Origin of the sequence: Pseudomonas sp. FP1762 (assembly GCF_030687105.1) — a bacterium.
GTDB classification, from domain to species: domain Bacteria; phylum Pseudomonadota; class Gammaproteobacteria; order Pseudomonadales; family Pseudomonadaceae; genus Aquipseudomonas; species Aquipseudomonas siliginis.
The window spans coordinates 1222674-1246170 of record NZ_CP117458.1 but is presented as its reverse complement, the minus strand read 5'-3'; the positions used below and the strand labels follow the sequence as shown (position 1 = coordinate 1246170).

Here is a 23497-nt window from a genome sequence, read left to right as displayed (position 1 = left end):
AATCCTGTTCAGTGTCGCGTGTCGCCGTTGTGTTGCAAAAACTATCGGCCGTGCCGACTCAACCATTGCTCGGCCAGCAATCGCGCTTTCGCGTCCGCCGTAAATACGGCATCCAGATCGTTCAGCGCCACCACCGGCTCCAGATTCAAGACTTCCTCGATGATACTCGCGATTTCCAGGTAGCGAACCCGTCCGTCGAGAAACGCTGCAACCGCCACTTCATTGGCCGCGTTAAGCATCGCCGGCGCGCTGTCGCCAGCTTCGGCCGCCTGACGGGCCAAACGCAGGCAGGGGAAACGGCTTTCATCGGGCGCTTCGAAATCCAGTCGTGCAATGGCGAACAGATCAAGTGGCGCTACGCCGGAATCGATACGCTCCGGCCAGGCCAATGCGTTAGCGATCGGTGTGCGCATGTCGGGGTTGCCCAATTGCGCCAGCACCGAGCCATCGACGTAATCCACCAGAGAATGGATCACGCTCTGCGGATGAATCACCACTTCGACCTGAGCCGGCCTGGCATCGAACAACCAGCAGGCTTCGATCAGTTCCAGGCCCTTGTTCATCATGCTCGCAGAATCCACGGAGATCTTGCGCCCCATGGACCAGTTCGGATGTGCACACGCCTGCTCAGGCGAAACATTCGCCAGCTCGGACATCGGTGTCTGCCGGAACGGCCCGCCAGAGGCTGTCAGCAAAATCCGTCGCACACCCACCGAGCCCAAGCCGCGGGCGAAATCCGCTGGCATGCACTGAAAAATCGCATTGTGTTCGCTGTCGATCGGCAGCAGTACCGAACCGCTTTTGCGCACGGCCTGCATGAACAGAGCGCCGGACATCACCAGCGCTTCTTTATTGGCCAGCAGAATTTTCTTGCCCGCCTCGACCGCCGCCAGTGTCGGACGCAGCCCGGCCGCACCGACGATGGCCGCCATTACTGCATCGACTTCGGGCGCGGAGGCAACCTGACACAGACCCTCCTCGCCTACCAGGACGCGAGTCGGCAAACCGGCTGCACGCAAGTCATCCTGCAAACCGCGCGCTGCGGCCACTTCAGGCACCACGGCAAACTGGGGCACATGACGCACGCACAACGCGAACAACTCACTGAGGCGTGTGAAACCACTCAATGCAAAAACCTGATAACGCTCAGGATGACGCGCAATCACATCCAGGGTGCTCAGACCGATCGAACCGGTCGCACCCAACACCGTAATCTGCTGGGGACGACTCACGGTGCGGCCATCCAGAGCAATACGGCGAACACCGGAATGGCTGCGGTCAGGCTGTCGATGCGATCCAGCACGCCACCATGCCCGGGCAGCAGATTACTGCTGTCCTTGATGCCGGATTGGCGCTTGAACATGCTTTCGGTAAGGTCACCGACCACGGAAATAAAGACGATCACTGCAGCGCCGATCAGGCCTTTGAGCAGCTCGGCTACGGTCCAGTCGCGCACCAGCCCGACGATCGCAGTGATCACCAGACTCAGCGCCAGACCACCGTACACGCCTTCCCAGCTCTTGCCCGGGCTGACCTGCGGCGCGAGCTTGCGCTTGCCGAACTTGCGCCCGGAAAAGTAAGCACCGATGTCCGCACCCCAGACCAACACCATCACCGCCATGATCAACCAGTTACCCAGCGGGTACTGCTTGATCTGCACCAGACCCTGCCACGCAGGCAGCAGGATCAGCAGACCAATCAGCAGTTTGGTCGCCGCTGTGGACCAGTGCGCGCTGGAGCGTGGATACGTCAGCACCAGATAAGTCGCAATCGCCCACCAGATCACCGATGCACCGAGCACCCAAGGCGCAAGGCCCGGCAGCACATACATGACGAACAGCATCAGGGCGACCACAGCGGCAAAGCCGACGCGGAACGACTGTGCGGTGAAGCCGGCCAGACGCGCCCATTCCCACGCACCGAGACTGACTACCAGACCGATGAACAGCGCGAAGCCGGCACCTTTGAGCAGGAAAAACCCGCACAAGGCGATCGGCAGCAGGATCAGTGCAGTGATGATTCGTTGTTTAAGCATTAAACCCGGGCTCCAGCTTCGACCTGTTCGCTCGTTTTACCGAAACGACGCTGGCGCGAAGCGAAATCGGCCAGCGCAGTGCGCATGGCGTCGTGTTTGAAGTCCGGCCAGAACAGGTCGGAGAAGTACAGCTCGGCGTAGGCCAGCTGCCACAGCAGGAAGTTGCTGATGCGATGCTCGCCACCGGTGCGGATGCATAGGTCAGGCAACGGCAGATCGCCGGTGGCCAGACAAGTCTGCAGCAGATCCGGGGTAATGTCCTCCGGGCGCAAATGCCCGGCCTGGACTTCACGCGCCAGACGCTGCGCGGCCTGAGCGATATCCCACTGGCCGCCATAGTTGGCGGCGATCTGCAGGACAAAGCGGTTGGCACCGACCGTCATGGCCTCGGCCTCGCGCATCGCCGCCTGAAGCTCAGGGTGGAAGCGCGAGCGATCGCCAATGATGCGCAGGCTGATGTTGTTGTCGTTGAGACGCTTGGCCTCACGACGCAGAGCCTTGAAGAATAGATCCATCAAGGCACTGACTTCATCGGCCGGGCGCTGCCAGTTTTCACTGGAGAAGGCGAACAGGGTCAGGACTTCGACCTTGGCCTCAGCGCACACCTCGATCACCGCCCGCACAGCATCCACGCCCGCTTTATGCCCGGCGACACCCGGCATAAAGCGTTTTTTCGCCCAGCGATTATTGCCATCCATGATGATCGCGACATGGCGCGGCACCGCGGACGGCGCAGTCTGCTTGGTCTTGTCCATTTAAAGCTCGACCCTTATACGGCCATCAGGTCTTTTTCTTTCTCGTCCGTGGCCTTGGTGATCTGGGCCTCGGATTCTTTGGTCAGCTTGTCGATATCGGCGATGGCACGACGCTCTTCGTCTTCGCTGATTTCCTTGTCCTTGACCAGTTTTTTCAGCTCACCCAATGCATCACGACGAATGTTGCGCACGGCAACGCGCGCGTCTTCCGCTGCACTACGGGCCTGCTTGGTGAAGCCCTTGCGGGTTTCTTCGGTGAGGGCAGGCATCGGGATCAGCAGCAACTCGCCCAGGTTGGTCGGGTTGAGGTTCAGGCCGGCGCTCTGGATCGCCTTGTCGACAGCCGCAAGCATGTTGCGCTCGAATGCCACGACCTGCAGGGTGCGCGAATCTTTTACGGTGACGTTGGCAACGCCGCTCAGCGGGGTGTCAGTGCCGTAGTAAGGCACCATGACGCTGCCGAGGATACTCGGGTGAGCCTTGCCGGTACGGATCTGGCCGAACGCGTGGTTCAGAGAGTCCAGGGATTTCTGCATGCGCTCTTTAGCGTCTTTCTTGATTTCGTTGATCATTGTTGGCCTTCCTCGATCAAAGTCCCTTCAGCGCCGCCGTGCACAATGTTCAGCAGGGCGCCGGGCTTGTTCATGTTGAATACGCGCAGCGGCATTTTGTGATCGCGGCACAGGCAGATAGCAGTCAGATCCATAACGCCCAGCTTGCGATCCAGTACTTCATCATAAGTCAGATGATCGAACTTCTCGGCATGCGGGTCCTTGAACGGGTCTGCGGTGTACACGCCATCAACCTTGGTGGCCTTGAGCACAACGTCGGCGTCGATTTCGATTGCACGCAGGCAGGCTGCCGAATCCGTGGTGAAGAACGGATTGCCGGTACCGGCCGCGAAGATCACGACGTCTTTGGAGTTCAGGTGGCGCATGGCTTTGCGGCGATCGTAATGATCGGTCACACCGACCATGGAGATGGCGGACATGACGATGGCCGAGATATTGGCACGTTCCAGCGCATCGCGCATGGCCAAGGCGTTCATCACAGTGGCCAGCATGCCCATGTGGTCGCCCGTGACCCGATCCATCCCGGCCTTGCTCAGGGCTTCGCCACGGAACAGGTTGCCACCGCCGATGACCAGACCGACCTGGACGCCGATGCCGACCAGCTGGCCGACTTCCAGCGCCATGCGATCCAGTACCTTCGGATCGATCCCGAACTCTTCCGAGCCCATCAGGGCCTCGCCGCTAAGCTTGAGTAGAATGCGTTTATAGCGAGCCTGATAACCACTGCCCTGCTGAGCCATTGCGAATCTCTCCTGCGGCGTATTTAAAATTCTTTGCGAGCTGTTTACAGCTGGCGTTCACTCTAGCTTGGCGCTGCTGCAGCGCCATCGGAACATGGCTTTGTAAGTCAGTTCCGGGTGGAAACCAAATAAAAAATTGGTACCCCATCTGAAAAGAGGCTGCGCGCGTTAGCGGGCAGCCTCTTTCGGGCGACAGTTGAAAAACCGTCTTATTGCTTGGCGGCAGCCAGCTGGGCAGCAACTTCTTCAGCGAAGTTGTCGACCGGCTTCTCGATGCCTTCGCCTACTTTGAAGTAAGTGAAGGAAACGATTTCAGCGCCGGCTTTCTTGGCCAGCTCGCCAACCTTGACTTCAGGGTTCTTGACGAACGCCTGCTCGACCAGGCTCGCTTCTGCCAGGAACTTGCTGATACGGCCTTTGACCATGTTCTCAACAATGTTTTCTGGCTTGCCTTTGATCTTTTCTTCGTTCAGCTGCAGGAACACAGCTTTCTCACGCTCGATCGCTTCGTCGGAGACTTGCGAAGGCAGCAGGAACTCAGGGTTGCTTGCAGCAACGTGCATAGCGATGTCTTTGGCCAGCTCGACGTCACCGCCTTTCAGGACAACAGCAACACCGATCTTGTTACCGTGCAGGTAGGTGCCGACAACGTCACCTTCTACGCGTACCAGACGACGGATGTTGACGTTCTCGCCGACTTTGGCAACCAGCGCTTCACGAGCCGTTTCCTGAGCGGCGATCAGCGGAGCTGCGTCGGTCAGTTTTTCGTCGAAAGCTTTTTCTACGCTGGCAGCAACGAAGTTCTTGAAATCGTCTTGCAGGGCCAGGAAGTCGGTCTGCGAGTTGACTTCCAGCAGCACGGCTGCCTTGTCATTCGATTTGATGGCGATTGCGCCTTCAGCGGCAACGTTGCCAGCTTTTTTCGCAGCCTTGATGGCGCCCGAAGCACGCATGTCATCAATGGCTTTTTCGATGTCGCCGTCAGCCTTTTCCAGGGCTTTCTTGCAATCCATCATGCCTTCGCCGGTACGCTCGCGCAGTTCTTTGACCAACGCTGCAGTAATTGCTGCCATTTTCAAATTCCTCTTGGATAGGTTTTCAACCATTCCACCCGATCGAACGGGCGTTCAATTCTTCCCGAACCACCCATGTTGGCTGCCGCACATGACAAATACAGACGTGGGCGCCGACAAATGGTTTTCGAGGTGGCAAAAAGGGGGCCAAGCCCCCTTTTTGCTTACTGAGTCAACGCCAGGGGCGTCGATTACTCAGCTGCAGCCTGAGTTTCTTCAGCTGCGAATTCAACAGTACCGCCAGCAACGTTGTTGCGACCGCGGATAACTGCGTCAGCCATCGAACCCATGTACAGCTGGATAGCGCGGATGGCGTCATCGTTGCCTGGGATGATGTAGTCAACGCCTTCCGGGCTGCTGTTGGTATCGACAACGCCGATGACCGGGATGCCCAGCTTGTTGGCTTCGGTGATCGCGATGCGCTCGTGGTCAACGTCGATCACGAACAGTGCGTCTGGCAGACCGCCCATGTCCTTGATGCCGCCCAGCGAACGATCCAGCTTCTCAAGATCACGGGAGCGCATCAGCGCTTCTTTCTTGGTCAGCTTGGCGAAAGTACCGTCTTCGGCTTGAACTTCAAGGTCACGCAGACGCTTGATGGAAGCACGAATGGTCTTGAAGTTGGTCAGCATGCCGCCCAACCAGCGGTGATCGACGTACGGCGAACCGCAACGTGCTGCTTCTTCAGCAACGATCTTGCCAGCGGAACGCTTGGTGCCGACGAACAGAATCTTGTTTTTGCCCTGGGCCAGACGCTCTACGAAAGTCAGAGCTTCGTTGAACATTGGCAGGGTTTTTTCAAGGTTGATGATGTGAATCTTGTTACGCGCGCCGAAAATGTACTTACCCATTTTCGGATTCCAGTAACGGGTTTGGTGACCGAAGTGCACACCGGCCTTCAGCATATCGCGCATGTTGACTTGGGACATGATAGTTCCTTGATAAGTCGGGTTTGGCCTCCACGTATCCCAATGACCAACCAGAGGCATAAAGCCCAAGGCACCCAGGTCATCGTGTCGACACGTGTGTGGATTTAAGCTTTTCGGGGCATCCCCGGAAAGCGGCGCATTTTATACCACAGGGTGCGCAGAAACGGAACCCGGAATCTGTATTCGCACCAGTGACATGGGCGCAGCCCCCTTGGAATCGGCTCGATGGGCACCATTGTATAGATAGAAGCTGGACATGCAGGCGCGGATTTGCGCCTCCCGTCTGGTAGAATCGCGTTTTTCAGGGTCGCAAAATGTCCGCTTGCCACCCAATTCGTATCCGTAAGCGCCGCCGAGCGCAGAGAGAGCCTGTATGACCGTCAACCTCAAAACCCCCGAGGACATCGCTGGCATGCGTGTCGCCGGCAAACTGGCCGCCGATGTGCTGGAAATGATTGCCGAACATGTCAAACCGGGCGTGACCACTGATCAGCTCAACCAGATCTGCCATGACTACATCGTCAACGTGCAGCAGGCCATCCCTGCCCCGCTCAACTACAAGGGCTACCCGAAGTCGATCTGCACTTCGATCAACCATGTGGTCTGCCACGGCATCCCGAACGACAAACCGCTGAAAAACGGCGACACCCTGAACATCGACGTCACGGTGATCAAGGACGGCTACCACGGCGATACCAGCCGCATGTTCCACGTCGGCGAGGTACCGGTCTGGGCCGAGCGCCTGTCGCAGGTCACCCAGGAATGCATGTACAAGGCGATCGAGATCGTCAAGCCCGGCTGCCGCCTCGGCGACATCGGCGAAGTAATCCAGAAGCACGCGGAAAAGAACGGTTTCTCAGTGGTGCGCGAGTTCTGCGGCCACGGCATCGGCAAGGTCTTCCACGAAGAACCGCAGATCCTGCACTACGGTCGCGCCGGCACTGGCATGGAACTGAAGGCCGGCATGACCTTCACCATCGAGCCGATGATCAACCAGGGCAAGGCCGACACCAAGGTACTGGGCGACGGCTGGACCGCGATCACCAAGGACCGCAAGCTTTCGGCCCAGTGGGAGCACACCCTGCTGGTCACCGACACCGGCTACGAGATTTTCACTTTGCGCAGCGATGACACCATCCCGCGTATCTCGGCCTGACACCCAGAACGCTCCCAGCCTATAGAAGGAAAGCCAATCGATGCCGCAGGTGGATCCCGAACTCTTCGACCGCGGCCAGTTCCAGGCTGAACTGGCCCTCAAAGCGAGTCCCATCGCGGCGTTCAAGAAGGCGATCCGCCAGGCTCGCGAGGTCCTTGACACGCGTTTTCGCAATGGCCGCGACATCCGCCGGCTGATCGAAGACCGCGCCTGGTTTGTCGACAACATCCTGCAAAAGGCCTGGGAGCAGTTCAACTGGAGCGAAGACGCCGACATCGCCCTGGTGGCGGTAGGCGGCTACGGCCGCGGCGAGCTGCATCCCTATTCCGACATTGATCTGCTGATCCTGCTCGACAGTGCCGACCACGAAGTTTTCCGCGATTCCATCGAGCGTTTTCTTACGCTTCTGTGGGACATCGGCCTGGAAGTCGGCCAGAGCGTGCGCTCGGTCGATGAGTGTGCCGAAGAGGCCCGCGCCGACCTGACCGTGGTCACCAACCTGATGGAAAGCCGCACCATCTGCGGCCCCGAGCGTTTGCGCCAGCGCATGCTCGACGTCACCAGCACCGCGCACATGTGGCCGGCCAAGGAGTTCTTCCTGGCCAAGCGAGCCGAGCAGAAGGCTCGTCATCACAAATACAACGACACCGAATACAACCTCGAACCGAACGTCAAAGGCTCGCCCGGCGGCCTGCGCGATATTCAGACAATCCTCTGGGTCGCCCGCAGACAGTACGGCACCCTGAACCTGCGCGCCCTCGCCGGCGAAGGTTTTCTGGTCGAAAGCGAAAATGCCCTGCTCGCCTCCTCCCAGGAGTTTCTGTGGAAAGTGCGCTACGCGCTGCACATGCTCGCCGGCCGTTCCGAAGACCGCTTGCTGTTCGATCATCAACGCACCATTGCCGGCCTGCTTGGCTTTGAAGGAGACGACGCCAAACAGGCGGTCGAAAACTTCATGCAGCAGTACTTCCGCACCGTGATGAGCATCGCCCAACTGAGCGATCTGATCATCCAGCACTTCGAGGAAGTCATCCTCGCTCCGGAAGACGAGGCACCGCCGCAACCGATCAATTCACGCTTCCAGCTGCATGACGGCTACATCGAGGCGCGCAATGACAATGTGTTCCGCCGCACGCCGTTCGCCATGCTGGAAATTTTCGTGCTGATGGCCCAGCAGCCGGAAATCAAAGGCGTGCGCGCCGACACCATTCGTCTGCTGCGCGAACATCGTCATCTGATCGACGACAACTTCCGTAACGATATCCGCAACACCAGCCTGTTCATCGAGCTGTTCAAGTGCAAGATCGGTATCCACCGCAATCTGCGGCGGATGAACCGTTACGGCATTCTCGGCCGTTATCTGCCGGAGTTCGGTTTTATCGTCGGGCAGATGCAGCACGACCTGTTCCACATCTATACGGTCGATGCGCACACGCTGAACCTGATCAAGCACCTGCGCAAACTGCAGTACACCCAGGTCTCGGAGAAATTTCCGCTGGCCGCCAAGCTCATGGCCAAGCTGCCCAAACCTGAGCTGATCTACATGGCCGGTCTGTATCACGACATCGGCAAGGGCCGGCATGGCGATCACTCGGAGATTGGCGCGGTCGATGCCGAGGCGTTCTGCCAGCGCCATCAGTTGCCGGTGTGGGACAGCCGCCTGATCGTCTGGCTGGTGCAGAACCACCTGGTGATGTCCACCACTGCGCAGCGCAAGGATCTGTCCGACCCGCAGGTGATCCACGATTTCGCCCAGGCGGTCGGCGACGAAACGCGCCTCGACTACCTCTACGTGCTGACCGTGGCCGATATCAACGCGACCAACCCGACGCTGTGGAACTCATGGCGCGCCAGTCTGCTGCGCCAGCTCTATACGGAGACCAAACGAGCCCTGCGCCGGGGTCTGGAAAATCCGGTGGATCGCGAAGAGCAGATCCGCCAGACGCAGAGCGCCGCGCTGGACATTCTGGTGCGCGGCGGCACCGACCCGGACGACGTCGAGCAGCTGTGGGCGCAATTGGGCGATGACTATTTCCTGCGCCACACCGCCGGCGACGTCGCCTGGCACAGCGATGCGATCCTGCAGCAACCGGTCGATGGCGGGCCTCTGGTGCTGATCAAGGAAACCACCCAGCGCGAGTTCGAGGGCGGCACGCAGATCTTCATTTATGCACCGGACCAGCACGACTTCTTCGCCGTGACCGTGGCGGCGATGGACCAGCTCAACCTGAACATTCACGATGCCCGGGTCATCACCTCGAGCAGCCAGTTCACCCTCGACACCTACATCGTGCTCGACAACGAAGGCGAATCGATCGGCGACAACCCGGCGCGGATCAAGCAGATCCGTGAAGGCCTCACCGAAGCCCTGCGCAACCCGGACGACTACCCGACAATCATCCAGCGCCGGGTGCCGCGTCAGCTCAAACACTTCGCCTTTGCGCCGCAAGTGACCATTCACAACGACGCCCAGCGTCCGGTGACCGTGCTGGAACTGACGGCGCCTGACCGGCCGGGCCTGCTGGCGCGGGTCGGGGGGATCTTCCTCGAGTTCGACCTGTCGCTGCAGAACGCCAAGATTGCGACCCTGGGCGAGCGCGTGGAAGACGTGTTCTTCATCACCGACGCGCATAACCAGCCGCTGTCCGATCCGCTGCTATGCAGCCGTTTGCAGGATGCGATCGTCGAACAGCTGAGCGTCAATCAGGAACCGGATATCAAACTTTCGCGGATCAGTATCTGAATCACCCGTTTATCCCTGTGAATGCAGCCCATGCTTTCCTCCGGTACATACAATCCCCTGTGGCGAGGGGATTTATCCCCGTTCGGCTGTGGAGCAGTCGTAAAACCTGTGTATGCGGACATTCAGTTGAACCGCAGCGAATGGTTTTGGGGCCGCTGCGCAGCCCAACGGGGATAAATCCCCTCGCCACAGAAAGCTCTTGAGCATTTAAAAGAGGCCCCCATGAACAACGCTCTGAACCAGCTCCAGCCGTACCCGTTCGAAAAGCTCCGCGCCCTGCTTGGCACCGTGACCCCGAACCCGGACAAACGCCCGATCGCCCTGTCGATCGGCGAGCCGAAACACCGTTCGCCGAGCTTTGTCGCCGAAGCGCTGGCGAACAATCTGGATCAGATGGCGGTGTACCCGACCACCCTCGGTATCCCGGCCCTGCGCGAAGCCATCGCTGGCTGGTGCGAGCGTCGTTTTGGTGTGCCGAACGGCTGGATCGATCCGGCGCGCAATGTGCTGCCGGTCAACGGCACCCGTGAAGCGCTGTTCGCCTTTACCCAGACCGTGGTCAATCGTGGTGACGATGCGCTGGTGGTCAGCCCCAACCCGTTCTATCAGATCTACGAAGGCGCGGCGTTCCTCGCCGGGGCCAAGCCGCATTACCTGCCATGCCTGGATGAAAACGGCTTCAACCCGGACTTCGACGCAGTAGCGCCAGACATCTGGCAGCGCTGCCAGATCCTGTTCCTGTGCTCGCCGGGCAACCCGACCGGCGCGCTGATTCCGGTCGAGACCTTGAAGAAGTTGATCGCCCTCGCCGATCAGTACGACTTCGTGATTGCCGCCGACGAGTGCTACAGCGAACTGTACTTCGACGAGCAAACCCCGCCGCCGGGCCTGCTGAGTGCTTGCGTCGAACTCGGCCGCAATGACTTCAAGCGCTGCGTGGTCTTTCATAGCCTGTCCAAGCGCTCCAACCTGCCGGGCCTGCGTTCAGGCTTCGTTGCCGGCGATGCCGACATCCTCAAAGGCTTCCTGCTCTATCGCACTTACCACGGCTGCGCGATGCCGGTGCAGACTCAACTGGCCAGCGTTGCCGCGTGGAATGACGAAGTGCATGTGCGCGCCAACCGTGCGCTGTATCGCGAGAAGTTCGATGCGGTGCTGAACATCCTCAGCCCGGTGATGGACGTGCAGCGCCCGGACGGCAGCTTCTATCTGTGGCCGAACGTGCAGGGCGATGATGCGGCGTTCTGCCGCGATCTGTTCGAGCAGGAACACGTGACCGTGGTGCCGGGCTCGTATCTGTCTCGCGATGTCGATGGCGTCAATCCTGGCGCCGGCCGTGTGCGTATGGCACTGGTTGCGCCGCTGGCGGAATGCGTCGAAGCCGCCGAACGGATTCGTGACTTCATCACCCGCCAGAAGTGATCACGGAGCGCTTGCGGCAGCCCCCTGCTGCAAGCGCTCAACCGGCTATTTGACCTGGCCCAGATTGGCCTCGCTCAAATCCAGTTCGCCGAGCACTTCTCGCAACACGTCATCACCGATCTGGTGCTGACGACTCAGACTGTAAAGTTCAAGACGCTGCGCGCGCAGCGCTTTCAAACGCAGGCGACGCTCAAGCAGATCCATCTGGAATGCCAGCGCCTGAGCCTCGGCAGAATCATTGAACACATCAAGTTGATGGCGATATTCGGACATGATCCGCGCCTTGAGCTCCGCCGCCAGCGCTGCTTGAGCGGCATCCTGTGGGACGACTTCTTCGGTTTCCAGCGAGTGAATCGCCGCTTCGGCCGTCTTGCGCCAGGCGTCGCGCACTTCCTGACGACGCTTGTCGTCGGGACTTTTGTCGATGCCGCGCAGCAGCAAGGGCAGCGCGATACAGGCCGAGATCAGCGACAGCAGAATCACCCCGGCAGCAATGAAAATCAGCAAGTCGCGCTCAGGAAAAGCCTCGGCGCCGATCAGCATCGGCACCGACATCACGCCCGCCAGCGTCACCGCCCCGCGCACACCACCCACCGTCAGCAACCAGCATGAACGCGCCGTCGGCACTTGGGTCAGCTCGCCCTTGCCGCGCACTCGGCGCAGCAACACCGACAAGCGCCAGATGCTCTGCACCCAGATGAACCGCAGCAGCACCAGCGCGACGAAAATCGCCAGCACATCGAGGCAGCGATAGAACAGCGTTGGCCACAGCGTCGGCTCATGGCTGATCACGGCCTTGATGATGTCTGGCAATTGCAGGCCAAGCAGCAGGAAGATCAAGCCATTGAACGCAAATTCGAGCAGCGCCCAGACGCTGCGGTTGAGCAGCCGCGTGCTGGTCTGGCGCGGCAGCAGGTCGAGCCAGCTTTGCATCATCCCCGCTGCCACCGCCGAGAGAATGCCCGAAGCGCCCAGACGTTCAGCCAGTACGTAAGCGGCGAACGGCAGCAGCAACATGAACACCACGTGAGTGGCCGGATCGTCCCAGCCCCGGGCGATCATCCACGCGCGCAGGCGCCCGACCAGCCAGCTCAACGCTACACCCACAGCCAGGCCACCGAGCGCCACCGCGACGAAGGTCAGACTGGCATTGGTCAACGAGAACACGCCCGTGACCGCTGCAGCGAGGGCGAATTTGAAGGTCACCAGGCCTGAGGCGTCATTCATCAGCGCCTCGCCCTGAAGGATGTGCATCAGCGGCGTGGGGAGACGGTTCTGCGAAATCGCTGAAACCGCTACGGCGTCTGTCGGTGACAAAACCGCTGCAAGGGCGAAGGCCACCGGCAGCGGAATCGTCGGCAACAGCCAATGAATGAAATAGCCGGCACCGACCACGGTGAACAGAACAAGGCCGACGGCCAGGGTCAGGATCGGTCCGCGCAATTGCCAGAAGGCGCGTTTGGGCATGCGCCAGCCATCGGAAAACAACAACGGCGGCAGGAACAGAAACAGGAACAATTCCGGGTCGAGGGCGACGTGCAGCCCCAGGGTCGGCCAGGCGAGCAAGGCACCGGCGGCGATTTGCACCAGCGGCAATGGCAGCGGGATAACCCGCCCGACCAAGCGCGAGACGCTGACCAGCATCAGCAGGATCAGGACGGTGTAAGCAGTTTGCATAAAACCAAAATCTCAGGCGATCGACAGCGTTGAACTGCCATATTAGCGCCTTAGGCTGTGGCTGACCGTTGCACCTATGTCGCACGACCGCAAGCGACACCCTTGTGGGAGCGAGCCTGCTCGCGAAAGCGGTCGTTCAGCACACAGAGATATTGATTGATGTGGCCTCTTCGCGAGCAGGCTCGCTCCCACAGGTTTTACAGCGTTACGACAACCGTGGCCGACGAAACCGTCCGGTCATGGCATAATCCGTCACCATTTTTTTCCAGCACCTGTAAAGGGGGCGATTCCTTGGCCGTTTCAAGTAAAACGTTGCACCTTTTCGGCATCAAAGCCTGCGACACCATGAAAAAGGCGCGCACCTGGCTCGATGAACACGCTGTCAGCTATGACTTTCACGATTACAAGACCGCCGGCATTGACCGTGAGCACCTGACCCAATGGTGCGACGAGCACGGCTGGCAAACCGTGCTGAACCGCGCCGGCACGACCTTTCGCAAACTCGACGACGAACGCAAAGCCGATCTCGACCAGGCGAAAGCCATCGAACTGATGCTCGCGCAACCCTCGATGATCAAGCGCCCGGTGCTCGATCTCGGTGACCGAACCCTGATTGGCTTCAAGCCAGATATCTACGCGGCCGCTCTGAAGTAAGCAGCCCGTCACTCTTTGTAGAGGTATTCACATGTCCAATTCCCTGTTCAGCATCGCCTTTGGTGTCGGCACCCAGAACCGTCAAGGCGCATGGCTGGAAGTGTTCTACGCACAGCCACTGCTCAATCCTTCGGCCGAACTGGTCGCAGCGGTCGCGCCGATCCTCGGTTACACCGAAGGCAACCAGGCCATCACCTTCACCACCGCCCAGGCCGCGCAACTGGCTGAAGCCGTGAAAGGCATCGACGCTGTGCAAGGCAAGCTGCTGACTCGCCTGGCTGAAAGCCACAAGCCGTTGGTTGCCACGCTGCTGGCCGAAGACGCGCAACTGACCTCCACGCCTGAGGCCTACCTCAAGCTGCATCTGCTCTCGCACCGTCTGGTCAAGCCGCACGGCGTCAGCCTCGCCGGTATCTTCCCGCTGCTGCCGAACGTGGCGTGGACCAGCCAGGGCGCGATCGACCTGAGCGAACTGGCGGAAATGCAACTCGAAGCGCGTCTGCGCGGCGAACTGCTGGAAGTGTTCTCCGTGGACAAGTTCCCGAAGATGACCGACTACGTGGTACCGGCCGGCGTGCGTATCGCTGATGCTGCACGTCTGCGTCTGGGCGCTTACGTCGGCGAAGGCACCACCGTCATGCACGAAGGCTTCATCAACTTCAACGCCGGCACCGAAGGCCCGGGCATGATCGAAGGCCGCGTTTCCGCTGGCGTATTCGTCGGCAAGGGTTCGGACCTGGGCGGCGGTTGCTCGACCATGGGTACCCTGTCGGGCGGCGGCAACATCGTGATCAAGGTCGGTGAAGGCTGCCTGATCGGCGCCAACGCCGGTATCGGTATTCCGTTGGGCGACCGCAACACTGTGGAGTCGGGCCTGTACGTGACCGCTGGCACCAAGGTTGCGCTGCTCGACGAAAACAACAATCTGGTCAAGGTTGTGAAGGCGCGCGAGCTGGCTGGTCAGACTGATCTGCTGTTCCGTCGTAATTCGGAAACCGGTGCTGTGGAATGCAAGACCCACAAATCGGCGATCGAACTGAACGAAGCGCTGCACGCTCACAACTAAGCAGCACATCGACCTCCTGTGGGAGCGAGCCTGCTCGCGAAGCTTCTGGCGTCCTCAAGGACGCTGTCGCGAGCAGGCTCGCTCCCACAAGGTTTGGCGTACATCCCGCCCAATTTCACAGGGCTGAACCCATGATGATCCCCTCCCCTTGGCGCGCCGATTTCCCGGCCATCGCCGCGCTGCAACGGCAAGACCAGACCTATCTGGACAACGCCGCCACCACGCAAAAACCCCAGGCCCTGCTCGACGCACTGACGCATTACTACGCCAACGGCGCGGCCAATGTGCATCGTGCGCAACACCTGCCCGGTGCCCACGCGACACAAGCGTTCGAAGACAGCCGGCGCAAGGTTGGCCAGTGGCTGAATGCCGGTGACAGCGGGCAGATAATTTTCACGCACGGCGCCACCAGTGCCTTGAATCTGCTGGCTTACGGTCTTGAAAATTTGTTCGAGCCGGGCGATGAGATTGTCATCAGCGCTCTGGAGCATCACGCCAACCTGTTGCCGTGGCAGCAACTGGCGCAACGCCGCAACCTGAAACTGGTGATCCTGCCGCTGGATGCCGACGGCCTGATCGACCTCGCCGCTGCCGTGCATCTGATCGGCCCGCGCACGCGTTTGCTGGCAGTCAGTCAGCTGTCCAACGTCCTTGGTGCCTGGCAACCGCTGACCGCTTTGCTCGGCATGGCCAAGGCGCAGAACGCGCTGACGGTAGTCGATGGCGCGCAAGGCGTGGTGCACGGCCGGCATGATGTGCAGGCGCTGGGTTGCGACTTCTATGTGTTTTCCAGCCACAAACTCTACGGCCCTGAGGGACTGGGCGTGCTGTTCGGACGCAACGCTGCGCTGGAGCAATTGCAGCCATGGCAGTTCGGCGGCGAGATGGTGCTGGACGCCAACTATCAGGATTCGCGCTTCCGCCCGGCGCCGTTAGGGTTCGAGGCTGGCACACCGCCAATCGCCAGTGTCATCGGCCTCGGAGCGACCCTCGACTACTTGGCCGGTTTGGATCAGGACGCCGTATCTGCCCATGAAGCGGCACTGCACGACTATCTGTTGCGCGGCCTCGCCGCCCGCAATGGCATTCGCTTGCTCGGCAAGCCGCAACTGGCGCTGGCCAGTTTTGTCGTCGAAGGCGTGCACAACGCTGATCTGGCGCATCTGCTCACCGAACAAGGCATTGCCGTACGCGCGGGGCATCACTGCGCCATGCCGCTGATGAAAAGCTTCGAACTGGCTGGCGCGATTCGCGTGTCGCTGGCGCTGTATAACGATTCGGAAGATCTGGAGCGCTTTTTCGAGGCGCTGGATCAGGCGCTGGAGTTGTTGCGATGAGCCTGCCGGTGGAAGCGGCCGAAGCGCTGCAGACGTTTCAGAATGCGGCGGGCTGGGAACAGCGCGCGCGGCTGCTGATGCAGTTTGGCGATCGCTTGCCGGTGCTGGATGACGCGCAAAAGTGCGAGGCCAACCGGGTGCATGGCTGTGAGAGTCAGGTGTGGCTGGTCGGGGATTTGCGCGACGGGCACTGGCAGTTCAAGGCGAGCAGCGATGCGCGGATGATTCGCGGGTTGGTGGCGTTGCTGCTGTTGCGGGTCAACGGATTGTCGGCGGTGGAGTTGCAGCAGGTGGATTTGCCGCAGTGGTTCAATCAGTTGGGCTTGTCGCGGCAGCTGTCGCCTTCGCGCAGTAATGGCTTGAATGCCGTGCTCCAGCGGATGAATGAGTTGGCGCGCTAATCGCCTTCGCGAGCAGGCTCGCTCCCACAATGGAAATGCATTTCCCTGTGGGAGCGAGCCTGCTCGCGAAGAGGCCCTCATTGATACCTTCAGGCTTGAGGCTTGACCCGGTCCGCCGGGCGCCGAACACCAGCGACAATCTTGTCCACAGCCTTGGTCGCCGCGACCATGCCAAATGTCGCCGTGACCATCATCACCGCGCCAAACCCGCCAGCGCAGTCGAGCTTCACGCCGTCGCCGACAAAACTTTTCTGCAGACAAATGCTGCCATCCGGTTTCGGGTAGCGCAGCTGTTCGGTGGAAAATACGCACGGCACGCTGTAGTGACGGGTCACGGTGCGGGAGAAGCCGTAGTCCCGGCGCAACGTCGAACGGACTTTCGAGGCCAGCGGATCGTTGAAGGTGCGGTTCAAGTCGCAAACCTGAATCAGCGTCGGGTCGATCTGCCCGCCCGCGCCGCCGGTGGTAATGATCTGGATCTTGCGGCGTTTGCACCAGGCGATCAGCGCCGCTTTGGCGTTCACCGCATCGATGCAGTCGATCACGCAGTCGATGTTCGGCGTGATGTATTCGGCCATGGTGTCGCGGGTGACGAAATCGGCCACGGCGTGCACCGTGCAATCGGGGTTGATCCCGCGCAGGCGCTCGGCCATCACCTCGACCTTGGGTTTGCCGACAGTGCTGTCCAAGGCGTGCAACTGACGGTTGGCATTACTGACGCAGACGTCATCAAGGTCGAACAGCGAGATCTCGCCCACCCCGCAACGGGCCATCGCTTCCGCCGCCCAGGAACCGACGCCACCAACGCCGACGATCGCCACATGGGCGGCGCGCAAGCGTTCCAGGCCCTCGATGCCATACAACCGGGCGATGCCTGCAAACCGCGGATCTTCTGTACTCATGACCATTACCCCAAAAACCGGCGCGCATTATAGGGCTACGCAGCGACAAGTTTTAAGCTGCAAGCGACAAGTGTAAGAACTTAAGTCAGAGACGGCTGCCCAATGTCAGGCATTTTCCCGTCAGTTGTACGACTGGTTAACCGCCGGTGTAGGATGCGCGCCCCTCGGGCGTCTATCCGACCGATCCTTCGTTCCACAGCCTTTGGAACCCGAAACAGCTATGTCATCGCGTAAATTTGGACTCAACCTGGTGGTGGTGCTGGCCATCGCTGCCTTGTTCACCGGTTTCTGGGCGCTGGTCAATCGCCCGGTCACGGCGCCGAACTGGCCGCAGCAAATCTCCGGCTTCTCGTATTCGCCATTCCAGCAAGGCCAATTCCCACAGAAGGATCAGTATCCGTCTGACGATGAAATGCGCCGTGACCTGGAAATCATGAGCAAGCTGACCGACAACATTCGTATCTATTCGGTCGACGGTTCGCTGGGAGACATCCCGAAACTGGCGGAGGAATTCGGCCTGCGTGTCACCCTCGGCATCTGGATCAGCCCGGACCAGGAACGCAACGAACGGGAAATCACCAAAGCCATCGAACTGGCCAACACCTCGCGCAGCGTCGTGCGCGTGGTGGTCGGCAACGAAGCGCTGTTTCGTGAAGAAATCACACCTGAGGCCTTGATCGTTCTGCTGGATCGGGTGCGCGCTGCCGTCAAAGTACCGGTGACTACTTCCGAGCAATGGCACATCTGGGAGAAATACCCGCAACTGGCCAAGCACGTGGATTTGATCGCCGCTCACGTCCTGCCCTACTGGGAATTCATTCCGGTGGACAAGGCCGGCCAGTTCGTCTTCGACCGCGCCCGCGATCTGAAAAAACTCTTTCCGAAAAAACCGCTGCTGCTGTCCGAGGTCGGCTGGCCGAGCAACGGTCGCATGCGCGGTGGCGCCGATGCATCGCCGGCAGATCAGGCAATTTATCTGCGCACGCTGGTCAACAAGCTCAATCGCCAAGGCTTCAACTACTTCGTGATCGAAGCGTTTGACCAACCGTGGAAGGCCAGCGACGAAGGTTCGGTCGGCGCCTACTGGGGCGTGTTCAACGCCGCGCGTCAGCAGAAATTCAATTTCGAAGGCCCGGTGGTGGCGATTCCACAATGGCGCGTACTGGCGATCGGCTCAGTGGTGCTGGCGCTGCTGTCGCTGACCCTGCTGATGATCGACGGCTCGGCCCTGCGCCAGCGCGGTCGCACGTTCCTGACGTTTATCGCGTTCCTCTGCGGTTCGGTGCTGGTGTACATCGGTTACGACTACAGCCAGCAATACAGCACGTGGTTCAGCCTCACGGTCGGATTCCTCCTGGCGCTCGGTGCGCTCGGGGTATTCATCGTCCTGCTCACCGAGGCCCATGAACTGGCCGAAGCGGTGTGGATTCACAAGCGCCGTCGGGAATTCCTGCCGGTGCTGGGCGATTCCGACTACCGGCCGAAAGTGTCGATCCACGTGCCGTGCTACAACGAGCCGCCAGAGATGGTCAAACAGACCCTCGATGCCCTGGCCGCGCTCGACTATCCGGATTTCGAAGTCCTGATCATCGACAACAACACCAAGGATCCGGCGGTGTGGGAACCGGTGCGCGATTACTGCGCAACCCTCGGCCCGCGCTTCAAGTTCTTCCACGTTTCGCCGCTGGCCGGTTTCAAGGGCGGCGCGCTGAATTATCTGATCCCGCACACCGCCAAGGACGCCGAAGTCATTGCCGTGATCGACTCCGATTACTGCGTGCACCCGAACTGGCTCAAGCACATGGTGCCGCACTTCGCCGACCCGAAAATCGCCGTGGTGCAGTCGCCGCAGGATTATCGCGACCAGAACGAAAGCACCTTCAAAAAGCTCTGCTACGCCGAATACAAAGGCTTCTTCCATATCGGCATGGTCACCCGCAACGACCGTGACGCGATCATTCAGCACGGCACCATGACCATGACCCGCCGCTCGGTGCTGGAAGAATTGGGCTGGGCTGACTGGTGCATCTGTGAAGACGCCGAACTCGGCCTGCGCGTATTCGAGAAAGGCCTGTCGGCGGCGTATTACCACGACAGCTACGGCAAGGGCCTGATGCCGGATACCTTCATCGACTTCAAGAAACAGCGTTTCCGCTGGGCCTATGGCGCGATCCAGATCATCAAGCGCCACACCCGCAGCCTGCTGCGCGGCAAGGACACCGAACTGACTCGCGGTCAGCGTTATCACTTCCTCGCCGGTTGGCTGCCGTGGGTTGCCGATGGCATGAACATCTTCTTCACCGTTGGCGCGCTGTTGTGGTCGGCGGCGATGATCATCGTGCCGCAACGGGTCGATCCACCGTTGCTGATTTTCGCGATCCCGCCACTGGCGCTGTTCGTGTTCAAGGTCGGCAAGATCATCTTCCTCTACCGTCGCGCCGTCGGCGTGAATCTGAAAGATGCGTTCTGCGCGGCACTGGCCGGGCTGGCGTTGTCGCACACCATCGCCAAAGCGGTGCTGTACGGTTTCTTCACCAGCAGCATTCCGTTCTTCCGCACGCCGAAAAACGCTGACAACCACGGTTTCTGGGTGGCGATCAGCGAGGCTCGCGAGGAGCTGTTCATCATGCTGTTGCTGTGGGGCGCGGCGCTGGGGATTTTCCTCGTGCAGGGCATTCCGAGCAATGACATGCGCTTCTGGGTAACCATGCTACTGGTGCAGTCGCTGCCGTACCTGGCGGCGCTGATCATGGCGTTCCTGTCGTCGCTGCCCAAACCAGCGGCCAAGGCTGAGCCGGCACCGGTCGTCTAAATCCGCAACGCAGCACTAAACGGCGGCCAATGGTCGCCGTTTTGCTTTAAGATAACCGCCATTTTGCGGGGCTTGGCGTGATAACCGGTCTGACTGACCACCCCTGTCCCTTGTGGGAGCGAGCCTGCTCGCGAAGGCGTTGTAACATTCAACCTTTAAGGTGCCTGGTAGACCGCTTTCGCGAGCAGGCTCGCTCCCACATTAGAAGCCCAAGCTCACACCCCATGATCCCGGAGTTTTCCATGACGGCCCACGCCGACCTATCGCCGACCCTTCAACTGGCCATCGACCTGATCCGCCGTCCTTCCGTGACCCCGGTCGATGCCGACTGCCAGAAGCAGATGATGCAGCGCCTGGGCGATGCCGGTTTCACCCTGGAGCCGATGCGCATCGAAGATGTGGATAACTTCTGGGCGACTCACGGCAACAACGACGGCCCGGTGCTGTGCTTCGCCGGCCACACCGACGTGGTACCGACCGGTCCGGTTACCGCATGGCAGATCGATCCGTTCAATGCCGTGATCGACGAACATGGCATGCTCTGCGGCCGTGGCGCGGCAGACATGAAAGGCAGTCTGGCGTCGATGACCGTCGCCGCTGAACGCTTTGTCGCCGATTACCCGAACCATAAAGGCAAGGTTGCGTTCCTGATCACCAGCGACGAAGAAGGCCCGGCGCATCACGGCACCAAGGCTGTGGTCGAACGTCTGGTCGCGCGCAAGGAGCGTCTGGACTGGTGCATCGTTGGCGAGCCGTCGAGCACCACCCTGGTCGGCGACGTGGTGAAAAACGGCCGTCGCGGCTCCCTCGGTGCCAAGCTCACGGTCAAAGGCGTGCAGGGCCACGTGGCCTACCCGCATCTGGCGAAAAACCCGATTCACCTCGCCGCTCCGGCGCTGGCCGAGCTGGCCGCCGAGCACTGGGACCACGGTAACGACTTCTTCCCGCCGACCAGTTTCCAGATTTCCAACGTCAATTCCGGCACCGGCGCGACCAACGTGATTCCCGGTGATCTGGTGGCGGTGTTCAACTTCCGTTTTTCCACCGAATCAACCGTCGAAGGCCTGCAGAAACGCGTTGCCGATATTCTCGACAAGCACGATCTGGACTGGCACATCGACTGGGCGCTGTCCGGCCTGCCGTTCCTCACCGAACCGGGCGCGCTGCTCGATGCGGTATCGTCGAGCATCAAGGACATCACCGGTCGCGAGACCAAGGCGTCGACCAGCGGCGGCACCTCCGATGGCCGCTTCATCGCGACCATGGGCACGCAAGTGGTTGAACTGGGCCCGGTCAACGCGACCATCCACCAGGTCAACGAGCGCGTGCTGGCAGCCGATCTCGACGTGCTGACGGAAATTTATTACCAGACCCTGATCAAGTTGCTCGCCTGATGCTCGCGTGCCCGATCTGCAGTGAACCGCTCAACGCGGTAGAGAACGGCGTGGTCTGCCCCGCCGGGCATCGGTTCGACCGTGCGCGTCAGGGTTATCTGAACCTGTTGCCGGTGCAGCACAAGAACAGCCGCGACCCCGGCGACAATCAGGCCATGGTCGAGGCGCGGCGTGATTTCCTCAACGCCGGGCATTACGCGCCAGTGGCCAAACGTCTGGCTGAACTCGCGGCGAGTTATGCGCCGGCGCGCTGGGTCGATATCGGTTGCGGCGAGGGTTACTACACCGCGCAAATCGCCGAAGCTTTGCCGAACGCTGATGGCTACGCGCTGGACATCTCCCGCGAAGCGGTCAAACGCGCCTGCAAACGCAACCCGGCGATCACCTGGTTGATCGCCAGCATGGCCCGCGTGCCATTGGCTTCAGGCAGTTGCCAGTTTCTCGCCAGCGTCTTCAGTCCGTTGGATTGGGAGGAAGCCAAGCGTCTGCTCAGCGTCGGCGGCGGCCTGATGAAAGTCGGCCCGACCCGTGGCCATCTGATGGAATTGCGCGAACGCCTGTACGACGAAGTGCGCGAGTACACCGACGACAAGCACCTGGCCCTGGTGCCGGAAGGCATGGTTTTGGCGCACAGCGAAACCCTGGAATTCAAGCTGACCCTGGACAAGCCCGAGGACCGCGCCAACCTGTTGGCGATGACGCCTCACGGCTGGCGTGCCAGTGCCGAGCGTCGTGCGGCGGTGATCGAACAGGCCGAGCCGTTCGAGACCACTGTGTCGATGCGCTACGATTATTTCGTTCTTCAATAACTTTTGGTCTCGGGCACAGGCCCGGGGCCGGCTAAATCCGCGAATGGATTTTTCAGACCCGCAGTGAGGACATCCATGCGCCAACCGGACATCGAGATTTACCTGAAAGACGCCGACGTCGACCACAAGGCCATCGCCGCCTGGCTCGGCCAAGCGCTTGGCCCGTGCAGCGACTGGGTGCAGAAAGGCCAGACGTACAAGTGCAAGGCCGGCAACGTGCCGGTGACCTGGCTGCCGAAAGCCGTGGGCAAGTGGAACAGCCTGTTCCTGGAAAGCGACCAGACCCCTTGGGACGACGACATCGCCTGCGCCCGCGCAGCCTTTGCCGCGCTGAACGTCGAAGTGCGTTGCGCACCGGGGACGTGGGTCGAAGAAGAAGGTGAAGAAACCGCCGATCGCTGGATTCGCATCAGCGAAGACGGAGAAGAAGAGATCACCTGGAAGACCGTGTAATCAGGGCAACGTAGAGCCCATGTGGGAGCGAGCCTGCTCGCGAATGCGCAGTGTCAGTCGATATGAATGGTGACTGATACACCGCATTCGCGAGCAGGCTCGCTCCCACAGTGGTTTTGGCGTTCTGGAGGTTTGTGTTACAGACCTACAACATCCTCAGCCTGCAACCCCTTCTCGCCGGTGATCACCGCGTACTCGACCTGTTGACCTTCGGTCAGCGAGCGGTGCCCTTCGCCGCGTATCGCGCGGTAGTGCACGAACACGTCCACGCCGTCGTCGCGCTGGATAAAGCCATAGCCTTTGGCGTCGTTGAACCACTTCACGTTGCCGGTTTCGCGTGTTGCCATCTGTTCATACTCCTTTTTTATTATTGAACGGGCTTTTCGCAGGAAAGCCTTAGAGGAACGTCAGCCTGCGTCCGACGTCCATGACAGGGCACCGGCAACAGAGCGCCGAGTATATGACAGGTGCGGAAACTCTCAACAGGAGATTACTTCGGCGCTTTTTTGCCGATTTTCGCCTAATACGGCAAACTGTCCGCCCCGAGCGCCTGCTCGGTTTTATCCA

Annotated in this window: 21 protein-coding genes; 11 read left to right on the top strand and 10 right to left on the bottom strand. The window is 60.3% G+C overall.

Annotated features, from left to right (window positions below; all coding sequences use genetic code 11):
• Positions 1 to 41: 41 nt before the first annotated feature.
• The 7 genes from ispC to rpsB all read right to left on the bottom strand — a co-directional run bounded on the left by ispC (position 42) and on the right by rpsB (position 6104).
• A complete protein-coding gene (ispC, locus tag PSH90_RS05315; protein WP_305382307.1) occupies positions 42 to 1232 on the bottom strand; it encodes a 1-deoxy-D-xylulose-5-phosphate reductoisomerase in 1191 nt (396 codons plus the stop codon).
• Positions 1229 to 2035: a phosphatidate cytidylyltransferase gene (locus PSH90_RS05310; RefSeq protein ID WP_016771474.1), complete on the bottom strand. Its 807-nt coding sequence runs from the start codon at positions 2033 to 2035 to the stop codon at positions 1229 to 1231. The genes ispC and PSH90_RS05310 overlap by 4 nt, the downstream gene beginning before the upstream one ends.
• Positions 2035 to 2790: a polyprenyl diphosphate synthase gene (gene uppS / locus PSH90_RS05305; protein ID WP_016771475.1), complete on the bottom strand. Its 756-nt coding sequence runs from the start codon at positions 2788 to 2790 to the stop codon at positions 2035 to 2037. Before uppS ends, PSH90_RS05310 begins: the two co-directional genes overlap by 1 nt.
• Positions 2791 to 2804: 14 nt before the next feature.
• A complete protein-coding gene (gene frr, locus PSH90_RS05300; RefSeq protein ID WP_263470729.1) occupies positions 2805 to 3362 on the bottom strand; it encodes a ribosome recycling factor in 558 nt (185 codons plus the stop codon).
• A complete protein-coding gene (gene pyrH, locus PSH90_RS05295; RefSeq protein WP_003222124.1) occupies positions 3359 to 4102 on the bottom strand; it encodes a UMP kinase in 744 nt (247 codons plus the stop codon). Before pyrH ends, frr begins: the two co-directional genes overlap by 4 nt.
• A 209-nt stretch (positions 4103 to 4311) precedes the next feature.
• Positions 4312 to 5175, bottom strand: a complete 864-nt coding sequence (gene tsf, locus PSH90_RS05290) for a translation elongation factor Ts (RefSeq protein WP_095180487.1) — start codon at positions 5173 to 5175, stop codon at positions 4312 to 4314.
• Between the two features lie 191 nt (positions 5176 to 5366).
• Positions 5367 to 6104, bottom strand: coding sequence for a 30S ribosomal protein S2 (rpsB, locus tag PSH90_RS05285; protein WP_003222119.1), 738 nt, complete (start codon positions 6102 to 6104; stop codon positions 5367 to 5369).
• Between the two features lie 373 nt (positions 6105 to 6477).
• Here rpsB and map point away from each other — a divergent pair, with 373 nt between their 5' ends.
• The 3 genes from map (at position 6478) to dapC (ending at position 11425) form a co-directional block, all read left to right on the top strand.
• A complete protein-coding gene (gene map / locus PSH90_RS05280; protein WP_024011828.1) occupies positions 6478 to 7260 on the top strand; it encodes a type I methionyl aminopeptidase in 783 nt (260 codons plus the stop codon).
• Between the two features lie 40 nt (positions 7261 to 7300).
• Positions 7301 to 10003: a [protein-PII] uridylyltransferase gene (locus PSH90_RS05275; RefSeq protein ID WP_016771478.1), complete on the top strand. Its 2703-nt coding sequence runs from the start codon at positions 7301 to 7303 to the stop codon at positions 10001 to 10003.
• Positions 10004 to 10225: 222 nt separating this feature from the next.
• The gene (gene dapC / locus PSH90_RS05270; protein ID WP_305382305.1) at positions 10226 to 11425 is read left to right on the top strand and encodes a succinyldiaminopimelate transaminase; all 1200 of its coding nucleotides are present in this window, start codon (positions 10226 to 10228) and stop codon (positions 11423 to 11425) included.
• A gap of 45 nt (positions 11426 to 11470) precedes the next feature.
• On the opposite strand, the gene PSH90_RS05265 is transcribed toward dapC, so the two are convergent.
• The gene (locus PSH90_RS05265) at positions 11471 to 13102 is read right to left on the bottom strand and encodes a Na+/H+ antiporter (protein WP_305382303.1); all 1632 of its coding nucleotides are present in this window, start codon (positions 13100 to 13102) and stop codon (positions 11471 to 11473) included.
• Between the two features lie 345 nt (positions 13103 to 13447).
• Here PSH90_RS05265 and PSH90_RS05260 point away from each other — a divergent pair, with 345 nt between their 5' ends.
• From PSH90_RS05260 to PSH90_RS05245, 4 genes are all read left to right on the top strand, one after another.
• A complete protein-coding gene (locus PSH90_RS05260) occupies positions 13448 to 13756 on the top strand; it encodes an arsenate reductase (protein ID WP_050977860.1) in 309 nt (102 codons plus the stop codon).
• Positions 13757 to 13787: 31 nt separating this feature from the next.
• A complete protein-coding gene (dapD, locus tag PSH90_RS05255) occupies positions 13788 to 14822 on the top strand; it encodes a 2,3,4,5-tetrahydropyridine-2,6-dicarboxylate N-succinyltransferase (RefSeq protein ID WP_041478134.1) in 1035 nt (344 codons plus the stop codon).
• Between the two features lie 131 nt (positions 14823 to 14953).
• Positions 14954 to 16159: an aminotransferase class V-fold PLP-dependent enzyme gene (locus PSH90_RS05250; RefSeq protein ID WP_305382301.1), complete on the top strand. Its 1206-nt coding sequence runs from the start codon at positions 14954 to 14956 to the stop codon at positions 16157 to 16159.
• Positions 16156 to 16560 carry a SufE family protein gene (locus PSH90_RS05245; protein WP_305382300.1) on the top strand — a complete coding sequence of 135 codons (405 nt, stop codon included), beginning with the start codon at positions 16156 to 16158 and terminating at the stop codon, positions 16558 to 16560. The genes PSH90_RS05250 and PSH90_RS05245 overlap by 4 nt, the downstream gene beginning before the upstream one ends.
• 89 nt (positions 16561 to 16649) lie before the next feature.
• On the opposite strand, the gene tcdA is transcribed toward PSH90_RS05245, so the two are convergent.
• Positions 16650 to 17468 carry a tRNA cyclic N6-threonylcarbamoyladenosine(37) synthase TcdA gene (gene tcdA, locus PSH90_RS05240; protein WP_039762445.1) on the bottom strand — a complete coding sequence of 273 codons (819 nt, stop codon included), beginning with the start codon at positions 17466 to 17468 and terminating at the stop codon, positions 16650 to 16652.
• 214 nt (positions 17469 to 17682) lie between these two features.
• On the opposite strand from tcdA, the gene PSH90_RS05235 reads away from it, so the two are divergent.
• The 4 genes from PSH90_RS05235 to PSH90_RS05220 all read left to right on the top strand — a co-directional run bounded on the left by PSH90_RS05235 (position 17683) and on the right by PSH90_RS05220 (position 22930).
• Entirely contained in the window at positions 17683 to 20274 is a 2592-nt protein-coding gene (locus tag PSH90_RS05235; protein ID WP_110645889.1) for a glycosyltransferase, read from the top strand.
• Between the two features lie 242 nt (positions 20275 to 20516).
• Positions 20517 to 21668: a succinyl-diaminopimelate desuccinylase gene (dapE, locus tag PSH90_RS05230; protein ID WP_236168067.1), complete on the top strand. Its 1152-nt coding sequence runs from the start codon at positions 20517 to 20519 to the stop codon at positions 21666 to 21668.
• Complete coding sequence (locus tag PSH90_RS05225) at positions 21668 to 22477, top strand: putative RNA methyltransferase (RefSeq protein ID WP_305382298.1); 810 nt, start codon at positions 21668 to 21670, stop codon at positions 22475 to 22477. Before dapE ends, PSH90_RS05225 begins: the two co-directional genes overlap by 1 nt.
• Positions 22478 to 22552: 75 nt before the next feature.
• On the top strand, positions 22553 to 22930 hold the full coding sequence (locus PSH90_RS05220; RefSeq protein WP_056783189.1) for a hypothetical protein: 378 nt from the start codon (positions 22553 to 22555) through the stop codon (positions 22928 to 22930).
• Between the two features lie 137 nt (positions 22931 to 23067).
• On the opposite strand, the gene PSH90_RS05215 is transcribed toward PSH90_RS05220, so the two are convergent.
• Positions 23068 to 23277 carry a cold-shock protein gene (locus PSH90_RS05215; protein WP_016771489.1) on the bottom strand — a complete coding sequence of 70 codons (210 nt, stop codon included), beginning with the start codon at positions 23275 to 23277 and terminating at the stop codon, positions 23068 to 23070.
• Positions 23278 to 23497 lie beyond the last annotated feature (220 nt).